Here is an 18,191-nt window from a genome sequence, read left to right as displayed (position 1 = left end):
GGCGTAAAAAAGCCCCGCACGGTGCGAGGCTTTATGTCTGATGGTGAAGCGCGATAGCACTTCTGTCAGCAGTGGTTCGATCAGATAGCAGTTACGTTAACTGCAGCTGGGCCTTTCTGGCCGTCCTGAATTTCGAACTCAACGTTCTGGCCTTCAGCCAGAGTTTTGAAGCCATTACCCTGGATTGCAGAGAAGTGTACGAACACGTCTTTGCTGCCGTCAGCAGGAGTAATGAAACCAAAACCTTTAGACTCGTTGAACCACTTAACTTGACCTTTAATCTTTGCCATTTGCAAAATTCCTTAGAGTGTTTTCTTTGCCCGCGGGCATTACCTAGATAAAACTGAGACATTACTGCATGAGGCACTAATATAAGGTTCGGCAGAGAAGCGGTATTCAACGACAACGTGTTTACTCAGGACTTCTATACTGAAAATGCCACACATAAACAGAACTGTACCTCGTTTGACCCAAACCGTGTTATCACATACAACGTTTAATATGGCAAGCCATTTTTAAACGCGTCTCGATCCGCCGCACAAATTCTGGCTCTGTCCCTGGCCATTCTGCAAAAATATGCGTCCGGCTATGGACAATGTTGCCAGCCTATACTACCGCGCCGTTGTATTCACAACCGCTGTAACCAAAGACTTTTTTAACATAGTTCACGCGTTTCGATACGTCCAGATTTCAGCCTGTTTTTCTTCATTGCAATGATTGAGTTAGAACATATTGTGAAAAGTTATGCCGAAATGATTGCAACGTACCTGAAAAGTTACATTTTAAAAACAGCTTTAATTGCCTTTGGCAAACTGTATTAAAAACCACCGTTTAATAAAAATACGTTGCACTAAAATAATGAAATATTTATGACGCTGCATCAAAAGAAGGCAAGCAAAACGTTTCGATATAATTAAAACATTCCCGGGCGATGCTCCATACCGAATATAGATAACGAACCGGCGCACGCTTTATACGGATAAATATTCGCCAATTTTCAGTATCCTGAATGAATTATTAACGGGTGCTACATTATCAAGCGCCCTTCGTAACGCCTGCACGGGTTCATCAAGAGATTCATCGGCCAGTTCGAACACGCCCCAATGAATGGGAAAAGCAGTCGGACACCCGAGGCCTTGCCACAGCGCCACGGCAGAATGGGGGTTCATATGGTGCACTGCCATGAACCATTCGGGTGCATATGCGCCAATCGGCAGTGCGGCAAAATCAATTGCGCCAAGCCGCTCCGGGATTAACAGCAGTTCCGGCGAATACCCGGTATCCCCGCTAAACCAGAACCGATGCTGTCGCCCCTCGACAACCCAGCCGCACCATAATGAACGATTACGATTCCACGGCGTGCGCATGCTCCAGTGCTGCGCCGGTACGGCGGTCAGGGTTATTCCCTGCCAGTTGGCGTTCTGCCACCAGTCGAGTTCAACCACATTTTTTGCCCCCCGCCTGAGGAACCAGTCCCCCAGGCCCAGAGGGACAAATACGATCAGGCCCGGAAAGCGCCGCAAGAGCTTTCGCACCGTTGCGGCATCAAGATGATCATAATGATTATGGGAAATCAGCAACGCATCCAGTGTCGGAAGGCTTTCGACGGTGATAGCGGGCGGGGTTTTTCGCTGTGGTCCAAGAAAGGGCACGGGTGATGCGCGATGGGAAAAAACCGGATCGGTCAGGAGGTACTTGCCGTCCATGCGCAATAACACGCTGGCATGCCCAAGCCACCATGCCCCATCCTCCGGGCGTGCGTTGAGTTCAACAGGCTGCCACCAGGTCTGGATAAAGGCGTCGTATCCAGAAGACGGGGGCTTCGGCAGGCCAGCGGCTTTACGCTCTTTCTGCCAGCGATCGACATCGCCGGGCTGATGTCCTGTGGAATGGGTATTGCGAAAACCATCCGGCGTGTGGTGTTTCAGGGAGGGGTCATACCAGGGATTTTTCCAGACCACGGCCACCTCCCATCATTGCAATCTAGCGTTCGGCCACCAGACGAATGAAATCGTCTTCATCGTCTTTAGCGTCTGGCGCACTCTCTTTCACTACCGCTTTCTCTTCAGGCTCGTTGGCTTCACACAAACGACGCAGCAGCGCATTCTGACGCTTTTGCAGATCGAGCATCGCTTCCAGCAGTTCAATCTGCTCGTTAGTCCGGGAGCTGGCACGGTTGACGAAAAACCATATGACAAGCCCTACCACCATAACAATCAACGAGATTGCCAGGGACGCCAAGCTTAGCAGCCCTGAATTCAGTAACTCACCCATTTCACCACCTCAATAAAAACGGCTATTTTACCACTGGCGCGAAGGAAGGGCATCACATTGAGAAAAAATGCGGTCTACCACGGGATAAACTTATTGATTGCGCAAACGCCGCTAAAAAACTGTACATCCTGATCGCACATCACATTGATAGTCTGCGTCCACAATACGACGCATGCTATCAGCACAATAATCAGAATCACCCAGCGTATTTTTTTCACTCCACACTCCGTCTTATGACCGTATGTTACCAGGTTAGCACGCTAATCTTAAACAGCGGCTAACTGTAACCGCATCAAATCCTTTTCGGAATAGTTCACTTGTTTCACACCGTAAACCGTTTAGGCTTAGTGCATGACAACAAAGATAAAGAGGTAATGATGCATTTTATCATTCGAACAACTATTGCACTGGCCGTTGTGTGGATTGGCCTTTTATTAACCGGATATGGTGTGCTTGTGGGGAGCACCGAAAATGCAGCGGGATTAGGCATTCAGTGTAAGTACGTCACGGCACAGGGTATGAGTACCGCCCAGTATCTGCACTCCGACAGCGGTATCATTGGATTAACCAACTGCCCGGTACTGCGTAAAACGTCCGTGGTCATCGATAACGGCTAACCGTTTAACAGTATAAAAAAAACGCCGCAGACGATGCGGCGTTTTTTATGCCTGACAGCAATCAGAACGGGTAGTCGTTGTAACCCATCTGCTCAGAGATTTTACGCGCCGCAGTGTGCAGGATAGCAACATATTCATGCAGGCGTTCTTCCGAGAAGCGCAGCGTCGGGAATGAGATACTCAGGCCCGCAATCACGACGCCAAAGCGATCAAAAACAGGTACGCCAATGCAGCGCAGCCCCTCTTCCTGCTCTTCGTTATCTTCCCCGTAGCCCTGCTCGCGAACGGTATCGAGTACCTTAAGCAGCTCATCGGTACTGGTGATGGTGCGGTTGGTGCTGCGTTTATACTCCACGCCGTCCAGAATTTGCGTCACCTCTTCGCGATCGCGCCAGGCCAGCAGCACTTTACCGATTGCCGTACTGTACAGCGGGTTACGACGTCCGATACGCGAGTACATACGTAGGTTATACATCGAGTCGATTTTGTGGATGTAAACGATACTGTCTTCATCCAGCGCGCCCAGGTGGACCGTCTCTTTCGTCAGGCGTGACAGTTCACGCATCTGAATATCTGCGCTGCGAATAAGATCCACGTTTTGTAACGCGCGGGCACCCAGCTCGAACAGCTTCAGCGTGAGAGAGTATTTCTCAGACTCGCCTTCCTGAGCGACATAGCCCAAAGACTTCATGGTCTGCAAAAAGCGATAAACGGTGCTTTTCGACATCATCACGCGCTGCGACAATTCTGTAATACCAATTTCACGCTCTTCTCCGAGCGCCTGCAAGATGCCAAACACCTTCAGCACGGAAGAAACAGAATCTGGCTGCTTATCCAAATCTGCGATTGCCATTTATCACCTCATACAGAGTGTTTTATAAAAATCAGAACCGGTTTTTATTATAAATTCGAGTCATGCTGCCTGCAATCAATCTGCGTTTACTTCGTTACAAATCTGCGACATAAAACCGAAATAACGATGCTAAAATAGTTACCCTGAGAATAATTTCATCCTGAGCATTTCATTTCCCATGGAAAAACACGCTTCCGATGGCCTGCCGTTGCCCCAGCGGTATGGTGCTATCGCCACCATTATTATTGGTATTTCGATGGCCGTCCTCGACGGCGCGATTGCCAACGTCGCATTGCCCACAATCGCCAGCGACCTCAACGCCTCTCCTGCCAGCTCCATCTGGATTGTGAATGCGTATCAAATCGCGATTGTGATCTCCTTACTTTCGCTCTCTTTTCTGGGGGATATGTTTGGCTACCGGCGGGTCTATCAGTGTGGCCTGGTGGTCTTCACGCTGACCTCGCTTTTTTGCGCCCTGTCGGACTCACTGCATACCCTGACGCTGGCCCGTATTGCTCAGGGCTTCGGCGGCGCGGCTCTGATGAGCGTGAATACGGCATTGATACGGCTTATCTATCCCCAGCGCCAGCTAGGCCGGGGGATGGGCATCAACTCGTTTATTGTGGCGGTTTCCTCGGCGGCAGGCCCCACGATTGCTGCCGCGATCCTGTCTGTTGCTTCATGGCAGTGGCTTTTTGCGATAAATGTGCCGCTCGGGATTGTGGCTATTTTCTTCGCCCTGCGTTATCTCCCGGCTAATGGCCCCAAAAGCAACAAGCCGCGCTTCGACTTACCCAGCGCGGTGATGAATGCGCTAACCTTCGGTCTACTTATCACGGCCCTGAGTGGCTTCGCGCAAGGGCAATCTCTGACGCTTATCGCAGCAGAAGTCGCCGCCATGCTGATCGTGGGTTTCTTCTTTGTCCGTCGTCAGCTGGCGCTGCCGGTGCCGTTGCTGCCGGTAGACCTGCTGCGTATTCCGCTGTTTTCGCTTTCTATTTGCACCTCAATCTGTTCGTTTTGCGCCCAGATGCTGGCGCTGGTCGCGTTGCCGTTCTTTTTGCAGAGCATCGTGGGTCGTTCCGAGGTGGAGACAGGGCTGCTGCTGACGCCATGGCCGCTGGCAACCATGGTGATGGCCCCGCTGGCAGGCTATTTAATTGAACGGGTCCATGCGGGGCTGCTGGGTGCGTTAGGGCTGGTAGTGATGGCGAGCGGCCTGTTTGCGCTGGCGCTGCTCCCCTCCACGCCTTCCGACATGGATATCATCTGGAGAATGGTCCTGTGCGGAGCCGGTTTTGGTCTGTTCCAGTCACCCAATAACCATACCATTATGACCGCTGCCCCACGCCATCGCAGCGGCGGAGCCAGCGGCATGCTGGGAACGGCGCGTCTGTTAGGGCAAAGTACCGGTGCCGCGCTGGTTGCGCTGATGTTCAACCTTGCCGGGCAGAACGGCACCCACGTTGCGCTGCTTACGGCCGGAACACTGGCGACGACTGCGGCCATTGTCAGCGGATTGCGGATCACGCAACCCCGCGCGCAGGCATAAAAAAACCGGGCGGAGGTTTACCCCGCCCGGTTTATCTTTAAACGCTCTGCGTTACTTCAGGTATTCCCCGCTGCGCAGTGCTTCGATACGCTTATCCAGCGGCGGGTGAGACATAAACAGCTCGCTCAGCGATTTTGATTTACCGTTAATGCAGAAGGCCATCATGCTGTTCGCTTCCTGCGGCTCATAGCTGGTTTTCAGACGCTGCAGGGCGGCAATCATCTTCTCGCGCCCCACCAGTTTTGCCGAGCCGGCATCCGCGTGGAATTCACGGTGACGGGAGAACCACATGGTAATGATGCTCGCCAGAATACCGAACACCAACTCCAGTACCATCGACACCGCAAAATAGATCAGCGGGTTACCGTTGCTCTCTTCACCTTCGTCACGGTTGCCGCCCATAAATCCTGCCGCAATTTGCGCCAGAATACGGGAAATGAAGATCACGAAGGTGTTCACCACCCCCTGAATCAGCGTCATCGTCACCATGTCGCCGTTAGCGATGTGGCTGATCTCATGGGCGATAACCGCTTCGGCTTCATCGCGGCTCATGTTCTGCAACAGACCGGTACTGACGGCAACCAGGGAAGCGTCACGACGCGCGCCCGTTGCAAACGCGTTGATATCAGGCGCGTGGTAGATAGCCACCTGCGGCATAGCGATGCCCGCCTGCTGTGACTGTTGGGCCACGGTGTTCATCAACCAGCGTTCCATGTCGTTACGCGGTTGTTCGATGACCTCGCCACCCACGGATTTGAGCGCCATCCACTTCGACATCAGCAGAGATATAAAGGAGCCACCAAAACCAAACAGCAGCGCCATGATCAACAAGCCTTGAACGCTGCTCGACTGAATTCCTGTCAGGCTTAGCACAAGCCCGAATACCACCATCACCGCCAGGTTGGTGAGCAGGAAGAGCGCGATTCGCATCATAATTTTCTTTTAACCTCAGTTTAACAAAGCGCACTATGCGATTACCCACATCGTATGGGTATTGTGGCTATTTTCAAGGATTCGGGGGGCGTAAGTCACCAGAAAGACACAACTTTACACAATTGAAGGTCAGTTTGACGGGAGGTTGCAGAACTAAAAAAAACAGGCACAATTTCTTGTGCCTGTTGGGTATTTATTTCGCCGGTGTCGGCTGCAGTGCTGGCTTGCCTTTTTCCAGATTCGCCAGGTCGAGCGCGATATGCACCGTCTCGTCCAGATACGGATCCGGCTCCTGGTAATCTTTCGGCAGATCGTCCAGTTTCTTAAGCAGCGGTTTGCCTTCTCGCTTGAAGCGATCGTTAACCCGCGCCAGACGCGTCGCGTCATCCTCGTTGTTCTCTTTCTCACGCTGAGCGTAGTTCAGAGAGACAATATTCCGTTTTTCTTTCAGGGCATTGAAGCGCGCAATGTCCTTCATGATGTACTGGAATTCCGGATCTTTGGCGATGCGTTCCTGATGGTCCTTAAGCAAGGCCGGGCCAAACTGCGTCATGTCGCCAGACTTGACGAAGGTGGCAGCGTTGATGCTATCCCACGGCAGCGCGTTATCCTCAAACTTCTCACCCGTTTCCGTCTCTTCCGTACCTGTTGGCATCAGAATGTCCGGCGTAACGCCTTTACGCTGCGTACTGCCGCCATTCACACGGTAGAACTTCTGGATGGTGTATTGAACCGACCCCAGTGCAGGCCATTCCGGGCGCAGCATTTGGTCGTAAATACGGTTGAGAGAACGGTACTGCTGTACGGTGCCTTTCCCGAAGGTCGGTTCACCCACAATCAGCGCACGGCCATAATCCTGCATCGCAGCGGCAAAGATTTCAGATGCAGAGGCACTGAAGCGATCCACTAAGACCACCAGCGGGCCTTTGTAGTACACCACGCCATCGGTATCGGCGTCTTCACGCACTTTACCGTTGTTATCGCGCACCTGAACCACCGGACCAGACGGAATGAACAGGCCAGACAGTGAAACGGCTTCGGTCAGCGCCCCACCGCCATTGCTGCGCAGGTCGATGATGACGCTGCTGACATTCTGCTTCTCAAGCTTTTGCAGCTGCACTTTCACATCGTCGGTCAGCCCAACATAGAAGCCCGGGATATCAAGCACGCCCACCTTCTCTTTCCCGACGGTTTTCACCGACATTTTCACCGCACGGTCTTCCAGACGAATGCGCTCGCGGGTCAGGGTAACGATACGGGTTTTGGTGCCTTTCCCGGCAGGCAGGATCTCAAGGCGCACTTTGCTGCCTTTCGGTCCCTTGATCAGCGCGACGACGTCATCAAGACGCCAGCCGATCACATCAACCATTTTTTGTCCGGTTTGACCCACGCCCACGATGCGATCGCCAACGCTAATGGCTTTGCTCTTCGCTGCAGGGCCGCCCGCCACCATGGAGTTGATCATGGTGTAATCATCGTCCATCTGCAGCACCGCGCCGATACCTTCCAGAGACAGGCTCATTTCGGTATTGAACTGCTCGGTATTACGCGGGGAGAGATAGTTGGTATGCGGATCGATTTCATGGGCAAACGCGGTCATCGCCAGTGAGAACACATCTTCACTGTTGGTCTGCGCAAGACGACGGATAGCAAATTTGTAGCGACGGTTTAACGTCTCACGAATCTCTTTCTCGTCTTTACCCGTGAGTTTGAGGCTCAGTTCGTCGTATTTGACTTTACCGTCCCACAGCGCATTCAGCTCGGCTTCGTCTTTCGGCCATGGCGCTTTGCTGCGGTCCAGATTAAAGGTGTCGTTGCCGGTAAAATCCATCGGACGTTCCAGCACTTTTAACGCGTATTGATAGCGTTCAAAACGGCGCTGCTGCGACAGATTATACAGATCGTAAAACAGGTCCAGCTTGCCGGAACGCAGTTCATCACCCACTTCGGATTTACGTTTGGCAAACTTTTCGATGTCGCTGGCCAGCAGCACGTTATGGCTGTAATCCAGCAAGTTCAGATAGCGGTCGAAAATTTTGGCCGAAAAGGCCTGATCGAGATCGAACTGACGATAGTGCGACCGAGTGAAGCGCGACGTCACGCGCTCACTCACCGTCGCGTGCTGCGTCTCTTCCTTCAACACCGGAATTTGATCAGCACGCGTAATATCGTCCACTGCGAAAGCGTGACCTGCTATAGCAAACAGGCCCGCTAACGCGGTGAGCTTAAAAAAAGTGTTCATGCCAGGCTTGGCCTCCGTTTCAGAACAACAAGTGTTCTGCGCGTACAATCATTGACATACCAGAAGTCAGCTGCACACGAACGCCATCTTTGGTGATTTCCAGAACGGTGGCATCCATTGCATTGTTACCCGCTTTCACTTTCAGTGCCTGACCCACGCTCAGCGCGTTGATGTCCGAAACCGGAGTGTGGCGCGGCTCTTCGCGAGGCGCACGCGGGGCTTTAGCTGCTGGTTTATCAGCACGCGGTTTGCGATCGTTATTATCATTGCGACGCGGTGCCGGACGCGGTTTACGCTCACGACGAGGCGCTTCTTCCTGGCCGTTTGCCGCGGCGGCTTCGCGTTTTTTCGCTTGCTGCTCAGCACGCTGTGCCTGAACGCGAGCTTTCGCTTCTTCCAGCTGTTTACGCGCGTGTTCTACGTGCTGCTCGTCCAGCTCACCGCAAGGGTTGCCGTCGAGGTCGACACGGGTAGCGCCCGCTTTGATACCGTACAGGTAACGCCAGCTCGAAGTATAAAGACGTAAGGCAGAGCGAAGCTGGGTTTTGCTGAGGTTCATCTCACCCTCAACGCGCGCGACTAAATCCTGAAAAATACCGACTTTCAGGGGGCGAGCTTCACCTTCAGCGCTGAAGCACTGTGGGAAACGCTCTGCCAGAAATGCGATAACTTCTTTACTGCTATTCAACTTAGGTTGATTTTCCATGAAATTTCCTGATTACAACGGACGTTGCCAACAAGCGCAGGCATGAACAGGCGTCATTATAATGACGCTATCAGTAAATGCTACGTTATCCGTTGATTATCCTGCGACGCTCGCAAAGAATTTTTGATAATCGGTTGTTGCCAACACGTTTTCCAGGTTCGCGACCAGCTCGCGCAGCCCCTGCTCGTCCTCAGCGCTAAAGCGGCCAAAGTCGGTACTGTCGATGTCCAGGACACCCATAATCTGCCCCTTCACGACCAGCGGAAGGACGATTTCAGAATTACTGGTAGCATCGCAGGCAATGTGGCCATCAAAAGCATGGACATCTTCTACGCGCTGGACCTGGTTTGTCGCGACCGCCGTCCCGCATACGCCACGGCCAACCGGAATACGCACACAGGCGATTTTTCCCTGGAAGGGACCCAGCACCAGCGTGTTATCTTCAAGAAGATAAAAACCGGCCCAGTTCACGCCAGAGAGACGTTCAAACAGTAATGCACTAGTATTTGCCAGAGTGGCTAAGAAGCTGGTTTCACCTGCCATCAATGCCTGAAAATCGCGATTAAGATCCGCGTAGAATTCTGATTTGTTCATTATTCAATCACTTAGTTGTCTTACAAATTTACCGCATAGGCTATTAAAATAAGCATTAAATGCGCTCATGCTCAAGATGAATCAAATCATGAGTTAATATAACGTTCAACAATACTTATCCGTGCGCGACAGATGGCCATAAAAATACCCAGGATTACGCCGACAAGAAAGATCACCGTCCATACGGTAAGCGAAGCTTTGCCCCGTGCACATTATCAGCGTTGCCCCCAGTGCGATACGCTTTTTATGCTGCCGAAGATGAAATCGCATCAAAGTGCTTTTTGCCCCCGCTGCGATGCCAAAATCCGTGACGGGCGCGACTGGTCGTTAACCCGACTCGCGGCAATGGCGACGGCCATGCTGCTGCTGATGCCGTTTGCCTGGAGCGAGCCGCTGCTGAAACTGTACCTTCTCGGCGTGCGTATCGATGCAAACGTGGTGCAGGGTATCTGGCAGATGACCCGTCAGGGCGACCCGCTCACCGCAGCGATGGTGCTGTTTTGCACCATAGGCGCCCCGCTGGTGCTGGTGGCCGCCATTGCGTATCTGTGGTTCGGCAACATTCTCGGCATGAATCTGCGGCCCGTGTTGCTCATGCTGGACAAGCTGAAAGAGTGGGTGATGCTGGACATTTACCTCGTCGGCATTGGCGTTGCTTCCATCAAGGTGCAGGATTACGCGTTTCTGCAGCCCGGCATTGGGCTTTTCGCCTTTATCTCGCTGGTACTGCTGAGCATTCTGACCCTGATTCACCTGAACGTTGAGCAGCTGTGGGAACGCTTTTATCCCCAGCGCCCCGCAACACGGGCTGATGAAAATCTTCGCGTCTGTCTGGGCTGCCATTACACCGGCCTGCCGGATGCGCGCGGTCGTTGTCCGCGCTGCCACATCCCGTTGAGGCTGCGGCGCAACAACAGCCTGCAAAAATGCTGGGCGGCGCTGATTGCCTCGATCGTGTTTTTGATCCCGGCAAATATGCTGCCTATCTCCGTGATTTATGTGAACGGTGCCCGTCAGGAAGATACTATCCTTTCCGGTATTATCTCTCTTGGCCACAGCAACGTCGGGGTGGCGGCGATTGTCTTTATCGCCAGTATTCTGGTGCCGTTTACCAAGGTGATGGTGATGTTTACGCTACTCATCAGCATTCACTTCAAATGTGAACAAGGATTACGTACGCGCATCTTGCTCCTGCGTTTCGTTACCTGGATTGGCCGCTGGTCGATGTTGGATCTGTTTGTGATTTCGTTGATGATGTCGCTCATCAATCGCGATCAGCTCCTTGCTTTTACTATGGGACCCGCAGCTTTTTATTTCGGCTCTGCGGTGATATTGACTATTCTTGCAGTGGAATGGCTGGACAGCCGCTTACTTTGGGACGCACATGAGTCAGGAAACGCCCGCTTCGCAGACTGAAGCGAGAATTAAAACAAAACGCCGTATTTCGCCCTTCTGGCTGCTGCCCGTCATCGCGTTGATGATTGCAGGCTGGCTCATCTGGACGAGTTATGAAGATCGCGGCAATACCATCACCATTGATTTCCAGTCCGCCGACGGCATCGTGGCCGGGCGCACCCCGGTGCGCTTCCAGGGGGTGGAAGTCGGAACCGTTCAGGAAATCAAGCTCGGTAAGGGGCTGAATAAAATTCAGGTCAGCGCCAGCATCAAGTCCGATATGAAGGATGCCCTGCGCAGCGAAACCCAGTTCTGGCTTGTCACGCCGAAAGCGTCGCTGGCCGGCGTATCCGGCCTGGATGCGCTCGTTGGCGGGAACTACATCGGCATGATGCCGGGCAAAGGGGAACCGCAGGATCACTTCGTCGCGCTGGACACGCAGCCGAAATACCGTCTCAACAACGGCGATTTGATGATCCACCTGCAATCCCCGGATTTGGGTTCGCTGAACAGCGGCTCGCTGGTCTATTTCCGCAAAATCCCCGTGGGCCGGGTTTACGATTACGCGATTAACCCCAACAAACAGGGCGTCACCATTGATGTGCTGATTGAGCGGCGCTTTACCAATCTGGTTAAAAAAGGCAGCCGCTTCTGGAACGTCTCTGGCGTGGATGCAGATCTGAGCCTGAGCGGCGCAAAGGTCAAACTCGAGAGTCTGGCGGCGCTGGTCAATGGCGCGATCGCCTTTGACTCGCCGGAAAACTCCAGCCCCGCCGCCGCCGATGACACCTTTGGCCTGTATGCGGACCTCGCCCACAGCCAACGCGGGGTGATCGTCAAGCTCGCCCTGCCGGATGCTAAAGGGCTGAAAGCCGGTTCCACCCCGCTGATGTATCAGGGGCTGGAGGTGGGCCAGCTCACCAAAATGACGCTCAATCCGGGTGGCTCTGTCACCGGCGAGATGACCGTCGACCCAAGCGTGGTCGATCTCCTGCGGGAGAAAACCCGTATCGAAATGCGCAGCCCCAAACTGTCCCTGAACGATGCCAGCCTCAGCAACCTGCTGACGGGCAATACCTTTGAGCTGATCCCGGGTGAAGGCCAGCCGAGCAATAACTTTGTTGTCGCTCCTGCAGATAAAGCCCTTCTGCAAAAGCCGGGCGTGGTGACGGTGACGCTGACCGCTCCGGAAAGCTACGGGATCGAAGCGGGCCAGCCGTTGATTTTACACGGCGTGCAGGTCGGTCAGGTCCTGGAGCGCAAGCTCACCGAAAAAGGCGTCTCGTTCTCTGCCGCCATCGATCCGAAGTACAGCGACCTGGTGCACGGTGACAGCAAGTTTGTCGTTAACAGCCGCGTGGACGTGAAGGTCGGCCTCGACGGCGTTGAGTTCCTTGGCGCCAGCGCCAGCGAATGGGTTAACGGCGGGGTCCGGATCCTGCCGGGTAACAAAGGGCCGCTGCGCGACAGTTATCCTCTGTATGCCAACCTGGATAAAGCCATTGAAAACAGCCTGAGCGATCTGCCGACCACCACGCTGACCTTAACGGCAGAAACCCTGCCAGACGTGCAGGCCGGCTCAGTGGTGCTTTACCGTAAGTTTGAAGTGGGCGAGGTCATTACCGTACGTCCCCGCGCCGAAGCCTTTGATATTGAACTGCACATCAAGCCCGAGTACCGCAAACTGCTGACGCCAAACAGCGTGTTCTGGGCCGAAGGCGGGGCTAAGGTGCAGCTTAACGGCAGCGGGCTGACCGTGCAGGCCTCCCCTCTTTCGCGTGCGCTACGCGGGGCAATCAGTTTCGACAATCTGACGGGTGCCGGGGGCAATTTACGCAAAGGTGACAAACGTATTCTCTTCCCGTCCGAAACGGCTGCGCGCGCCGTGGGGGGCCAGATTACGCTTCACGCTTTTGATGCGGGCAAGCTTGCCGAAGGCATGCCGATCCGCTATCTCGGCATCGATATCGGGCAGATCCAGAAGCTGACGCTGATTACTGCGCGAAATGAAGTACAGGCAACCGCCGTACTCTATCCGGAATACGTGCAGACCTTCGCCCGAACCGGCACCCGTTTCTCCGTGGTGACACCGCAAATCTCGGCGGCGGGCGTTGAACATCTTGACACCATTTTGCAGCCGTACATCAACGTCGAACCGGGGCGTGGAAATGCGCGTCGCGATTTTGAGTTGCAGGAAGCCACCATCACGGACTCCCGCTACCTTGACGGGCTGAGTATCGTGGTTGAGGTGCCGGAGGCCGGATCGCTGAACATCGGTACCCCGGTCCTGTTCCGCGGCATGGAGGTAGGCACCGTGACCGGCCTGACGCTCGGCTCGCTTGCCGATCGCGTGATGGTGACGCTGCGCATCAGCGAACGTTATCAGCATCTGGTGCGCAACAACTCGGTGTTCTGGCTGGCCTCAGGCTATTCGCTGGACTTCGGGCTGACGGGCGGCGTGGTGAAAACCGGCACCTTCAACCAGTTCATTCGTGGCGGTATTGCCTTTGCAACTCCGCCAGGCACGCCACTGGCACCGAAAGCGCAGCCGGGTAAACACTTCCTGCTGCTGGAGAGTGAACCGAAAGAGTGGCGCGAGTGGGGAACCGCTCTGCCGCGTTAATCCTGCAGGCTCCGGTGTCAACGCGCCGGAGCCTTTATGTTACACTGCGCGCCTGAATGTTTCCCTGTGGTGTGCCCGTGGCTCAAAACTCCGTATTTCTTCCTGAACAATTCCTGGCGCAGATGCGCGAGGCGCTTCCTGCTCATCTCTCCTTTGACGATTTTATCGCTGCCTGCCAGCGTCCGCTGCGCCGCAGCATTCGCGTCAATACCCTGAAAATCAGCGTCGAGGCCTTTCTTGAACTGGTTTCGCCCTACCGCTGGCAGTTGACGCCGGTTCCGTGGTGCGAAGAGGGGTTCTGGATCGAGCGCGATGACGAAGAGACCCTGCCGCTGGGCAGCACTGCCGAGCATCTGAGCGGTCTGTTTTATATTCAGGAAGCCAGCTCCATGCTGCCGGTCGCCGCGCTCTTTGCCGACGGTAATTCGCCTGCTCGCGTGATGGACGTCGCCGCTGCGCCGGGTTCCAAAACCACCCAGATAGCGGCGCGGATGGGCAATCAGGGGGCCATTCTTGCCAATGAATTCTCCGCCAGCCGCGTTAAAGTTCTGCATGCCAATATCAGCCGCTGCGGGATCCATAACGTCGCGCTGACGCACTTCGACGGCCGCGTATTTGGCGCTGCCCTGCCTGAAACCTTTGATGCGATCCTGCTGGATGCCCCCTGCTCCGGCGAAGGCGTCGTGCGTAAAGATCCCGATGCCTTAAAAAACTGGTCAGTGGAGAGCAATCTGGACATTGCCGCCACGCAGCGGGAGCTGATCGACAGCGCCTTCCACGCTCTGCGCCCCGGCGGAACGCTGGTGTACTCCACCTGTACGCTTAACCGCGACGAAAATGAAGACGTCTGCCTGTGGCTGAAAGCTCAGTATCCCGATGCTGTGGAGTTTCTCCCGCTCGACGATCTGTTTAACGCGGCAAAAGAGTCCGCAACGTCGGAAGGCTTCCTCCACGTCTTCCCACAGATTTACGACTGTGAAGGCTTCTTCGTCGCACGGTTACGCAAAACTCACGCCGTTCCTCCGTTGCCCGCGCCGTCGTTCAAGGTGGGGAAATTTCCGTTCGCCCCGCTTAAGGGCCGTGAAACCGCACAGCTTAAGGAGGCGGCAAGCCAGGTTGGCCTGGTCTGGGACGAGAGCCTGCACCTCTGGTCGCGCGACAAAGAGATTTGGCTTTTCCCGGCCAACATTGAGCCGCTGATTGGCAAAGTGCGTTTCTCCCGCCTCGGTATTCGCCTGGCGGAAGTTCACAACAAAGGCTATCGCTGGCAGCACGAAGCGGTGATTGCTCTTGCCGGAGACGAGAATACCTTTGCCCTGACGCATCAGGAAGCTGAAGAGTGGTACCGCGGGCGTGACGTTTACCCGGAAAACACTCCGGCGCGCGATGAGGTCATCGTGACTTATCAGGGCTATCCGCTGGGGCTGGCAAAAAAAGTCGGCTCGCGGCTGAAGAACAGCTACCCGCGTGAGCTGGTGCGCGACGGGCGTTTGTTTACCGGTAACGATCGCACCGACTAAAAAAAGCGCATTTTTTTACTGGCGATTTTGCTCTCCTTGGCTACGCTAAAAACTGGGTGACTGTACTGGTCATACCAGATTTTTAACCCAAACCCGGAGAGCACTATGACGAAAACCAGCGTGCGTATTGGCGCTTTCGAAATCGACGACGCAGAGTTGCGCGGCGAAGCACAAGGCGATCGAACGTTAAGTATCCCCTGCAAATCCGACCCGGATCTGTGTATGCAACTCGACGCCTGGGACGCCGACACCAGCGTGCCGGCCATTCTTGATGGCGAACATTCCGTCCTTTACCGCGAGCACTACGACAGTAAAACCGATGCCTGGGTCCTGCGTCTTGCCTGACCTAAAGAGAACCCGCCCGAAGGCGGGTTATTTATTACTGCAACTGCACCAGCGTTAAGTAACCGTCGAAGACCGCTCCCGTGTCGATGTAATGCAGATTGTGAAAATCATAGCGTCGATCAACAGGCGTATGCCCGAACCAAAAATGGTCCGCGCCGCTAATGCCCTGCCCTTTGCCTGCCATAAACCCCATCAGCCGGTCCCGATCCCACACTATGCGTTGCGCGCTGACGGGTTGGTTCCAGACATATTCTTTTGCCGGATAATCTGCATGAGCGACAACGTTCAGGCCATTCGCGCAGGGTATCTCAATAATATACGGCAGCGTTCGACACGCTTCTAATAACGTGATGGCCAGATTTTGCGAAGCTTTATCGAGCCGCGAAAACCACATTCCCCCGTTCAGCGTCCAGAGTGAAAAATCATTATTTTCCAGACTGTCGAGGGCCATTTGCTCATGATTACCCCGCACCGCGCAGAACCATTTTTCATTCAGCAGCTGGAGGCATTTTAGGCTGTCCGGACCGCGATCGATAATATCGCCCACGGAGATGAGTAAATCTTCATAAGGATTAAAATGGCGGCGCTTGAGTTCGTCCATAAGTGTCTGATAGCAGCCATGAATGTCACCCGCTACCCAGACGTGACGCCACTCCTCACCGTTTCTTCGCTGATACATAATGCCCCCTCAAAGAAAGTATAGCCGCCTCAGAAAATAGCATCAGATAAGCCTGAGATTGACAAATCCCAACAAACCGTAAACCAAACGGAAATAAAGATCCGCGCGCTATTAATCCCTTTATATCCCCCCTCTAGAATAGGAAGCGAATAAAACGAGAGGTCATCACGTGTCAAACATCCACCTGCAAAACGATGTGCTTTATCCACATCGTACTCATATCATCTCCGAACTGGTGAAAGGAAAACTCGTCCCCGGCCCCATCTGGCAAAAACGCGAATACCGGCTCAAGTTCTTTTTGCGCTCGCTCCTTTTCTGGTCATCCACCCATCGCATGCTGGAAGCATTATCCAGCCGGGATGATTTTGACAGACTTCTCGCTTCCCAGATTACGTTACCCAGCAAGACGCATCGCCAGTATCTGATGCGCGGCCTTAACGCCAGCGATCGCGCCGACGCGGTGATAAGCCACTATCACTGGATCGATGGGCTGAGCGATCCCACGCTTGCCCATGCGCTGAGTAGCCCGAAAGAGCAGACCATCGCGCAGTTTCAGGCGAAAAACGCTGCCGTTTATACCCTTAACGCTTCGTCTGCCCTGAGCGCCGAGCGTGAGGGTGAAAGCACGCTGTGGTTGCGCGACAACGACAACACGCTGCTCGCCAGCCTGACCTTCAGCGTGGCCCGCAGTAAGGGCCAACCGGTGATAGTCATTGGCGGCCTGCAGGGGCCTCGTCGCCACGTTTCCCGCGACGTGATCAAACAAGCCACCCGCGCCTGTCACGGCCTGTTCCCGAAACGCGTGCTGATGGAAGCCCTGCTGACGCTGGCTAAGCAGACACGCATTACCGCCATTTTTGCCGTCAGCGATGAGGGGCATGTGTTCCGGGCGTTGCGTTACCGGCTGAGTAAAGGGCGACATTTCCACGCCAGCTACGACGAATTCTGGGAAAGCCTGGATGCTAAAAAGGTGTCACCTTTCTGCTGGCAGCTACCGCTGGCGATCAAGCGCAAATCGCTGGACGACATTGCAAGTAAAAAACGGGCCGAATACCGCCGCCGCTTCGAGCTGCTGGATCAGATCGACGCCGCGGTAAACGCGCGCTTTTAGGTTGCCGCCCGCTTTCACCAGCCACACACAAAAATTTAACAAAACAGCTAAAAAGGGCTGGACTTCCGCCTGCCGTGTTGTGGTATGGTTGAAGCAGGCACGGTTGACGTGTCCTTTCTGTGAAAGGCGGTTATGGAATTTTATCGTTTACTTTCTTACAGATAAAAAGAGACCGAATACGATTCCTGTATTCGGTCCAGGGAAATGGCTCTTGGGAGAGAGCCGTGCGCTAAAAGTTGGCATTAATGCAGGCTCAATCGCCTTGCACTTTAAGAATAGATGACGACGCCAGGTTTTCCAGTCCACAGCAAAAGTGGCCTGAAAAAAAGCGTCAGAGCATCATTAAATACAAGAAAACCGCAGTGCTGCATCAGCGTCTGCGGTTTTTTTTTATTGGAAACCCGAGGGCTAGCAGAGCGTTTCAGCGCGTGCGATAAACGGCGCAAGGCTCATCTTTTGCCCAGGATTTGCCGGGTCATCAATTTGAATCACGCTGATGGGCTGGCCGTTGCTCTTCCCGCTGGCAACCTGCTGCTTAGCAGTATCGTTCAACGGGTACTGTACCAGCGTGCTGGGGTTAATCGCATACAGAGCGTGGCCTGGACGGCAGGTCAGCATCACCTCTTCGCGGTTAAATGCCCACTTATCCTTACCCACCTCAAAACGGCTGACGGTAATAACCTGCGGCGCCGCCAGCGCACTCCCGGTGCAGGCCAGCAGTAAAAGAGAAAGCACTGTTTTTTTCAT

General features: G+C 54.2%; 19 protein-coding genes. 7 read left to right on the top strand and 12 right to left on the bottom strand.

Annotation, left to right across the window (positions count from 1 at the left end; genetic code table 11):
* Positions 1-80: 80 nt before the first annotated feature.
* The 5 genes from cspE to mgrB all read right to left on the bottom strand — a co-directional run bounded on the left by cspE (position 81) and on the right by mgrB (position 2,492).
* On the bottom strand, positions 81-290 hold the full coding sequence (gene cspE / locus I6L58_RS22385; RefSeq protein WP_001062678.1) for a transcription antiterminator/RNA stability regulator CspE: 210 nt from the start codon (positions 288-290) through the stop codon (positions 81-83).
* Between the two features lie 39 nt (positions 291-329).
* Positions 330-446, bottom strand: coding sequence for a DUF2627 domain-containing protein (locus I6L58_RS22380; protein WP_042320041.1), 117 nt, complete (start codon positions 444-446; stop codon positions 330-332).
* A gap of 525 nt (positions 447-971) precedes the next feature.
* Entirely contained in the window at positions 972-1,961 is a 990-nt protein-coding gene (locus tag I6L58_RS22375; RefSeq protein ID WP_088208409.1) for an MBL fold metallo-hydrolase, read from the bottom strand.
* 22 nt (positions 1,962-1,983) lie between these two features.
* Complete coding sequence (locus I6L58_RS22370; RefSeq protein ID WP_006175993.1) at positions 1,984-2,274, bottom strand: YebO family protein; 291 nt, start codon at positions 2,272-2,274, stop codon at positions 1,984-1,986.
* A gap of 74 nt (positions 2,275-2,348) precedes the next feature.
* Positions 2,349-2,492, bottom strand: a complete 144-nt coding sequence (gene mgrB, locus I6L58_RS22365) for a PhoP/PhoQ regulator MgrB (protein WP_006175995.1) — start codon at positions 2,490-2,492, stop codon at positions 2,349-2,351.
* A gap of 159 nt (positions 2,493-2,651) precedes the next feature.
* On the opposite strand from mgrB, the gene I6L58_RS22360 reads away from it, so the two are divergent.
* Positions 2,652-2,891, top strand: a complete 240-nt coding sequence (locus tag I6L58_RS22360; RefSeq protein WP_042320581.1) for a YobH family protein — start codon at positions 2,652-2,654, stop codon at positions 2,889-2,891.
* Between the two features lie 61 nt (positions 2,892-2,952).
* Here I6L58_RS22360 and kdgR read toward each other — a convergent pair whose 3' ends face one another.
* On the bottom strand, positions 2,953-3,744 hold the full coding sequence (gene kdgR / locus I6L58_RS22355; protein WP_088208275.1) for a DNA-binding transcriptional regulator KdgR: 792 nt from the start codon (positions 3,742-3,744) through the stop codon (positions 2,953-2,955).
* Positions 3,745-3,922: 178 nt separating this feature from the next.
* Here kdgR and I6L58_RS22350 point away from each other — a divergent pair, with 178 nt between their 5' ends.
* Positions 3,923-5,296 (top strand): MFS transporter, encoded by a 1,374-nt coding sequence (locus tag I6L58_RS22350; protein WP_088208274.1) that lies wholly within the window; start codon positions 3,923-3,925, stop codon positions 5,294-5,296.
* A 51-nt stretch (positions 5,297-5,347) separates the two neighbouring features.
* On the opposite strand, the gene htpX is transcribed toward I6L58_RS22350, so the two are convergent.
* From htpX to I6L58_RS22330, 4 genes are all read right to left on the bottom strand, one after another.
* Positions 5,348-6,229 (bottom strand): protease HtpX, encoded by an 882-nt coding sequence (gene htpX, locus I6L58_RS22345; protein WP_006176001.1) that lies wholly within the window; start codon positions 6,227-6,229, stop codon positions 5,348-5,350.
* Between the two features lie 193 nt (positions 6,230-6,422).
* A complete protein-coding gene (prc, locus tag I6L58_RS22340; RefSeq protein ID WP_058610205.1) occupies positions 6,423-8,471 on the bottom strand; it encodes a carboxy terminal-processing peptidase in 2,049 nt (682 codons plus the stop codon).
* A gap of 19 nt (positions 8,472-8,490) precedes the next feature.
* Positions 8,491-9,177 (bottom strand): RNA chaperone ProQ, encoded by a 687-nt coding sequence (gene proQ, locus I6L58_RS22335; protein WP_014170612.1) that lies wholly within the window; start codon positions 9,175-9,177, stop codon positions 8,491-8,493.
* A gap of 96 nt (positions 9,178-9,273) precedes the next feature.
* Positions 9,274-9,771, bottom strand: coding sequence for a GAF domain-containing protein (locus I6L58_RS22330; protein ID WP_088208273.1), 498 nt, complete (start codon positions 9,769-9,771; stop codon positions 9,274-9,276).
* Positions 9,772-9,903: 132 nt separating this feature from the next.
* Between I6L58_RS22330 and yebS the strand changes: the two genes are divergently transcribed.
* The 4 genes from yebS (at position 9,904) to I6L58_RS22310 (ending at position 15,654) form a co-directional block, all read left to right on the top strand.
* On the top strand, positions 9,904-11,187 hold the full coding sequence (yebS, locus tag I6L58_RS22325) for a membrane integrity lipid transport subunit YebS (RefSeq protein WP_088208272.1): 1,284 nt from the start codon (positions 9,904-9,906) through the stop codon (positions 11,185-11,187).
* A complete protein-coding gene (locus I6L58_RS22320; protein WP_088208271.1) occupies positions 11,156-13,789 on the top strand; it encodes a PqiB family protein in 2,634 nt (877 codons plus the stop codon). The genes yebS and I6L58_RS22320 overlap by 32 nt, the downstream gene beginning before the upstream one ends.
* 56 nt (positions 13,790-13,845) lie before the next feature.
* Positions 13,846-15,309: a 16S rRNA (cytosine(1407)-C(5))-methyltransferase RsmF gene (rsmF, locus tag I6L58_RS22315; RefSeq protein WP_088208270.1), complete on the top strand. Its 1,464-nt coding sequence runs from the start codon at positions 13,846-13,848 to the stop codon at positions 15,307-15,309.
* Between the two features lie 105 nt (positions 15,310-15,414).
* Entirely contained in the window at positions 15,415-15,654 is a 240-nt protein-coding gene (locus I6L58_RS22310) for a YebV family protein (protein WP_006176013.1), read from the top strand.
* Positions 15,655-15,688: 34 nt separating this feature from the next.
* On the opposite strand, the gene pphA is transcribed toward I6L58_RS22310, so the two are convergent.
* On the bottom strand, positions 15,689-16,333 hold the full coding sequence (gene pphA, locus I6L58_RS22305; protein ID WP_088208269.1) for a protein-serine/threonine phosphatase: 645 nt from the start codon (positions 16,331-16,333) through the stop codon (positions 15,689-15,691).
* Between the two features lie 169 nt (positions 16,334-16,502).
* On the opposite strand from pphA, the gene I6L58_RS22300 reads away from it, so the two are divergent.
* Positions 16,503-17,444 carry a VirK/YbjX family protein gene (locus I6L58_RS22300; protein ID WP_058610200.1) on the top strand — a complete coding sequence of 314 codons (942 nt, stop codon included), beginning with the start codon at positions 16,503-16,505 and terminating at the stop codon, positions 17,442-17,444.
* A 408-nt stretch (positions 17,445-17,852) separates the two neighbouring features.
* Here the strand turns inward: I6L58_RS22300 and I6L58_RS22295 are convergent, their stop codons facing one another.
* Positions 17,853-18,191, bottom strand: coding sequence for a YebY family protein (locus tag I6L58_RS22295; RefSeq protein WP_006176023.1), 339 nt, complete (start codon positions 18,189-18,191; stop codon positions 17,853-17,855).

This window comes from Enterobacter cancerogenus (assembly GCF_019047785.1).
Taxonomy (GTDB): domain Bacteria; phylum Pseudomonadota; class Gammaproteobacteria; order Enterobacterales; family Enterobacteriaceae; genus Enterobacter; species Enterobacter cancerogenus.
This window is presented reverse-complemented; position numbering and strand designations above follow the sequence as displayed.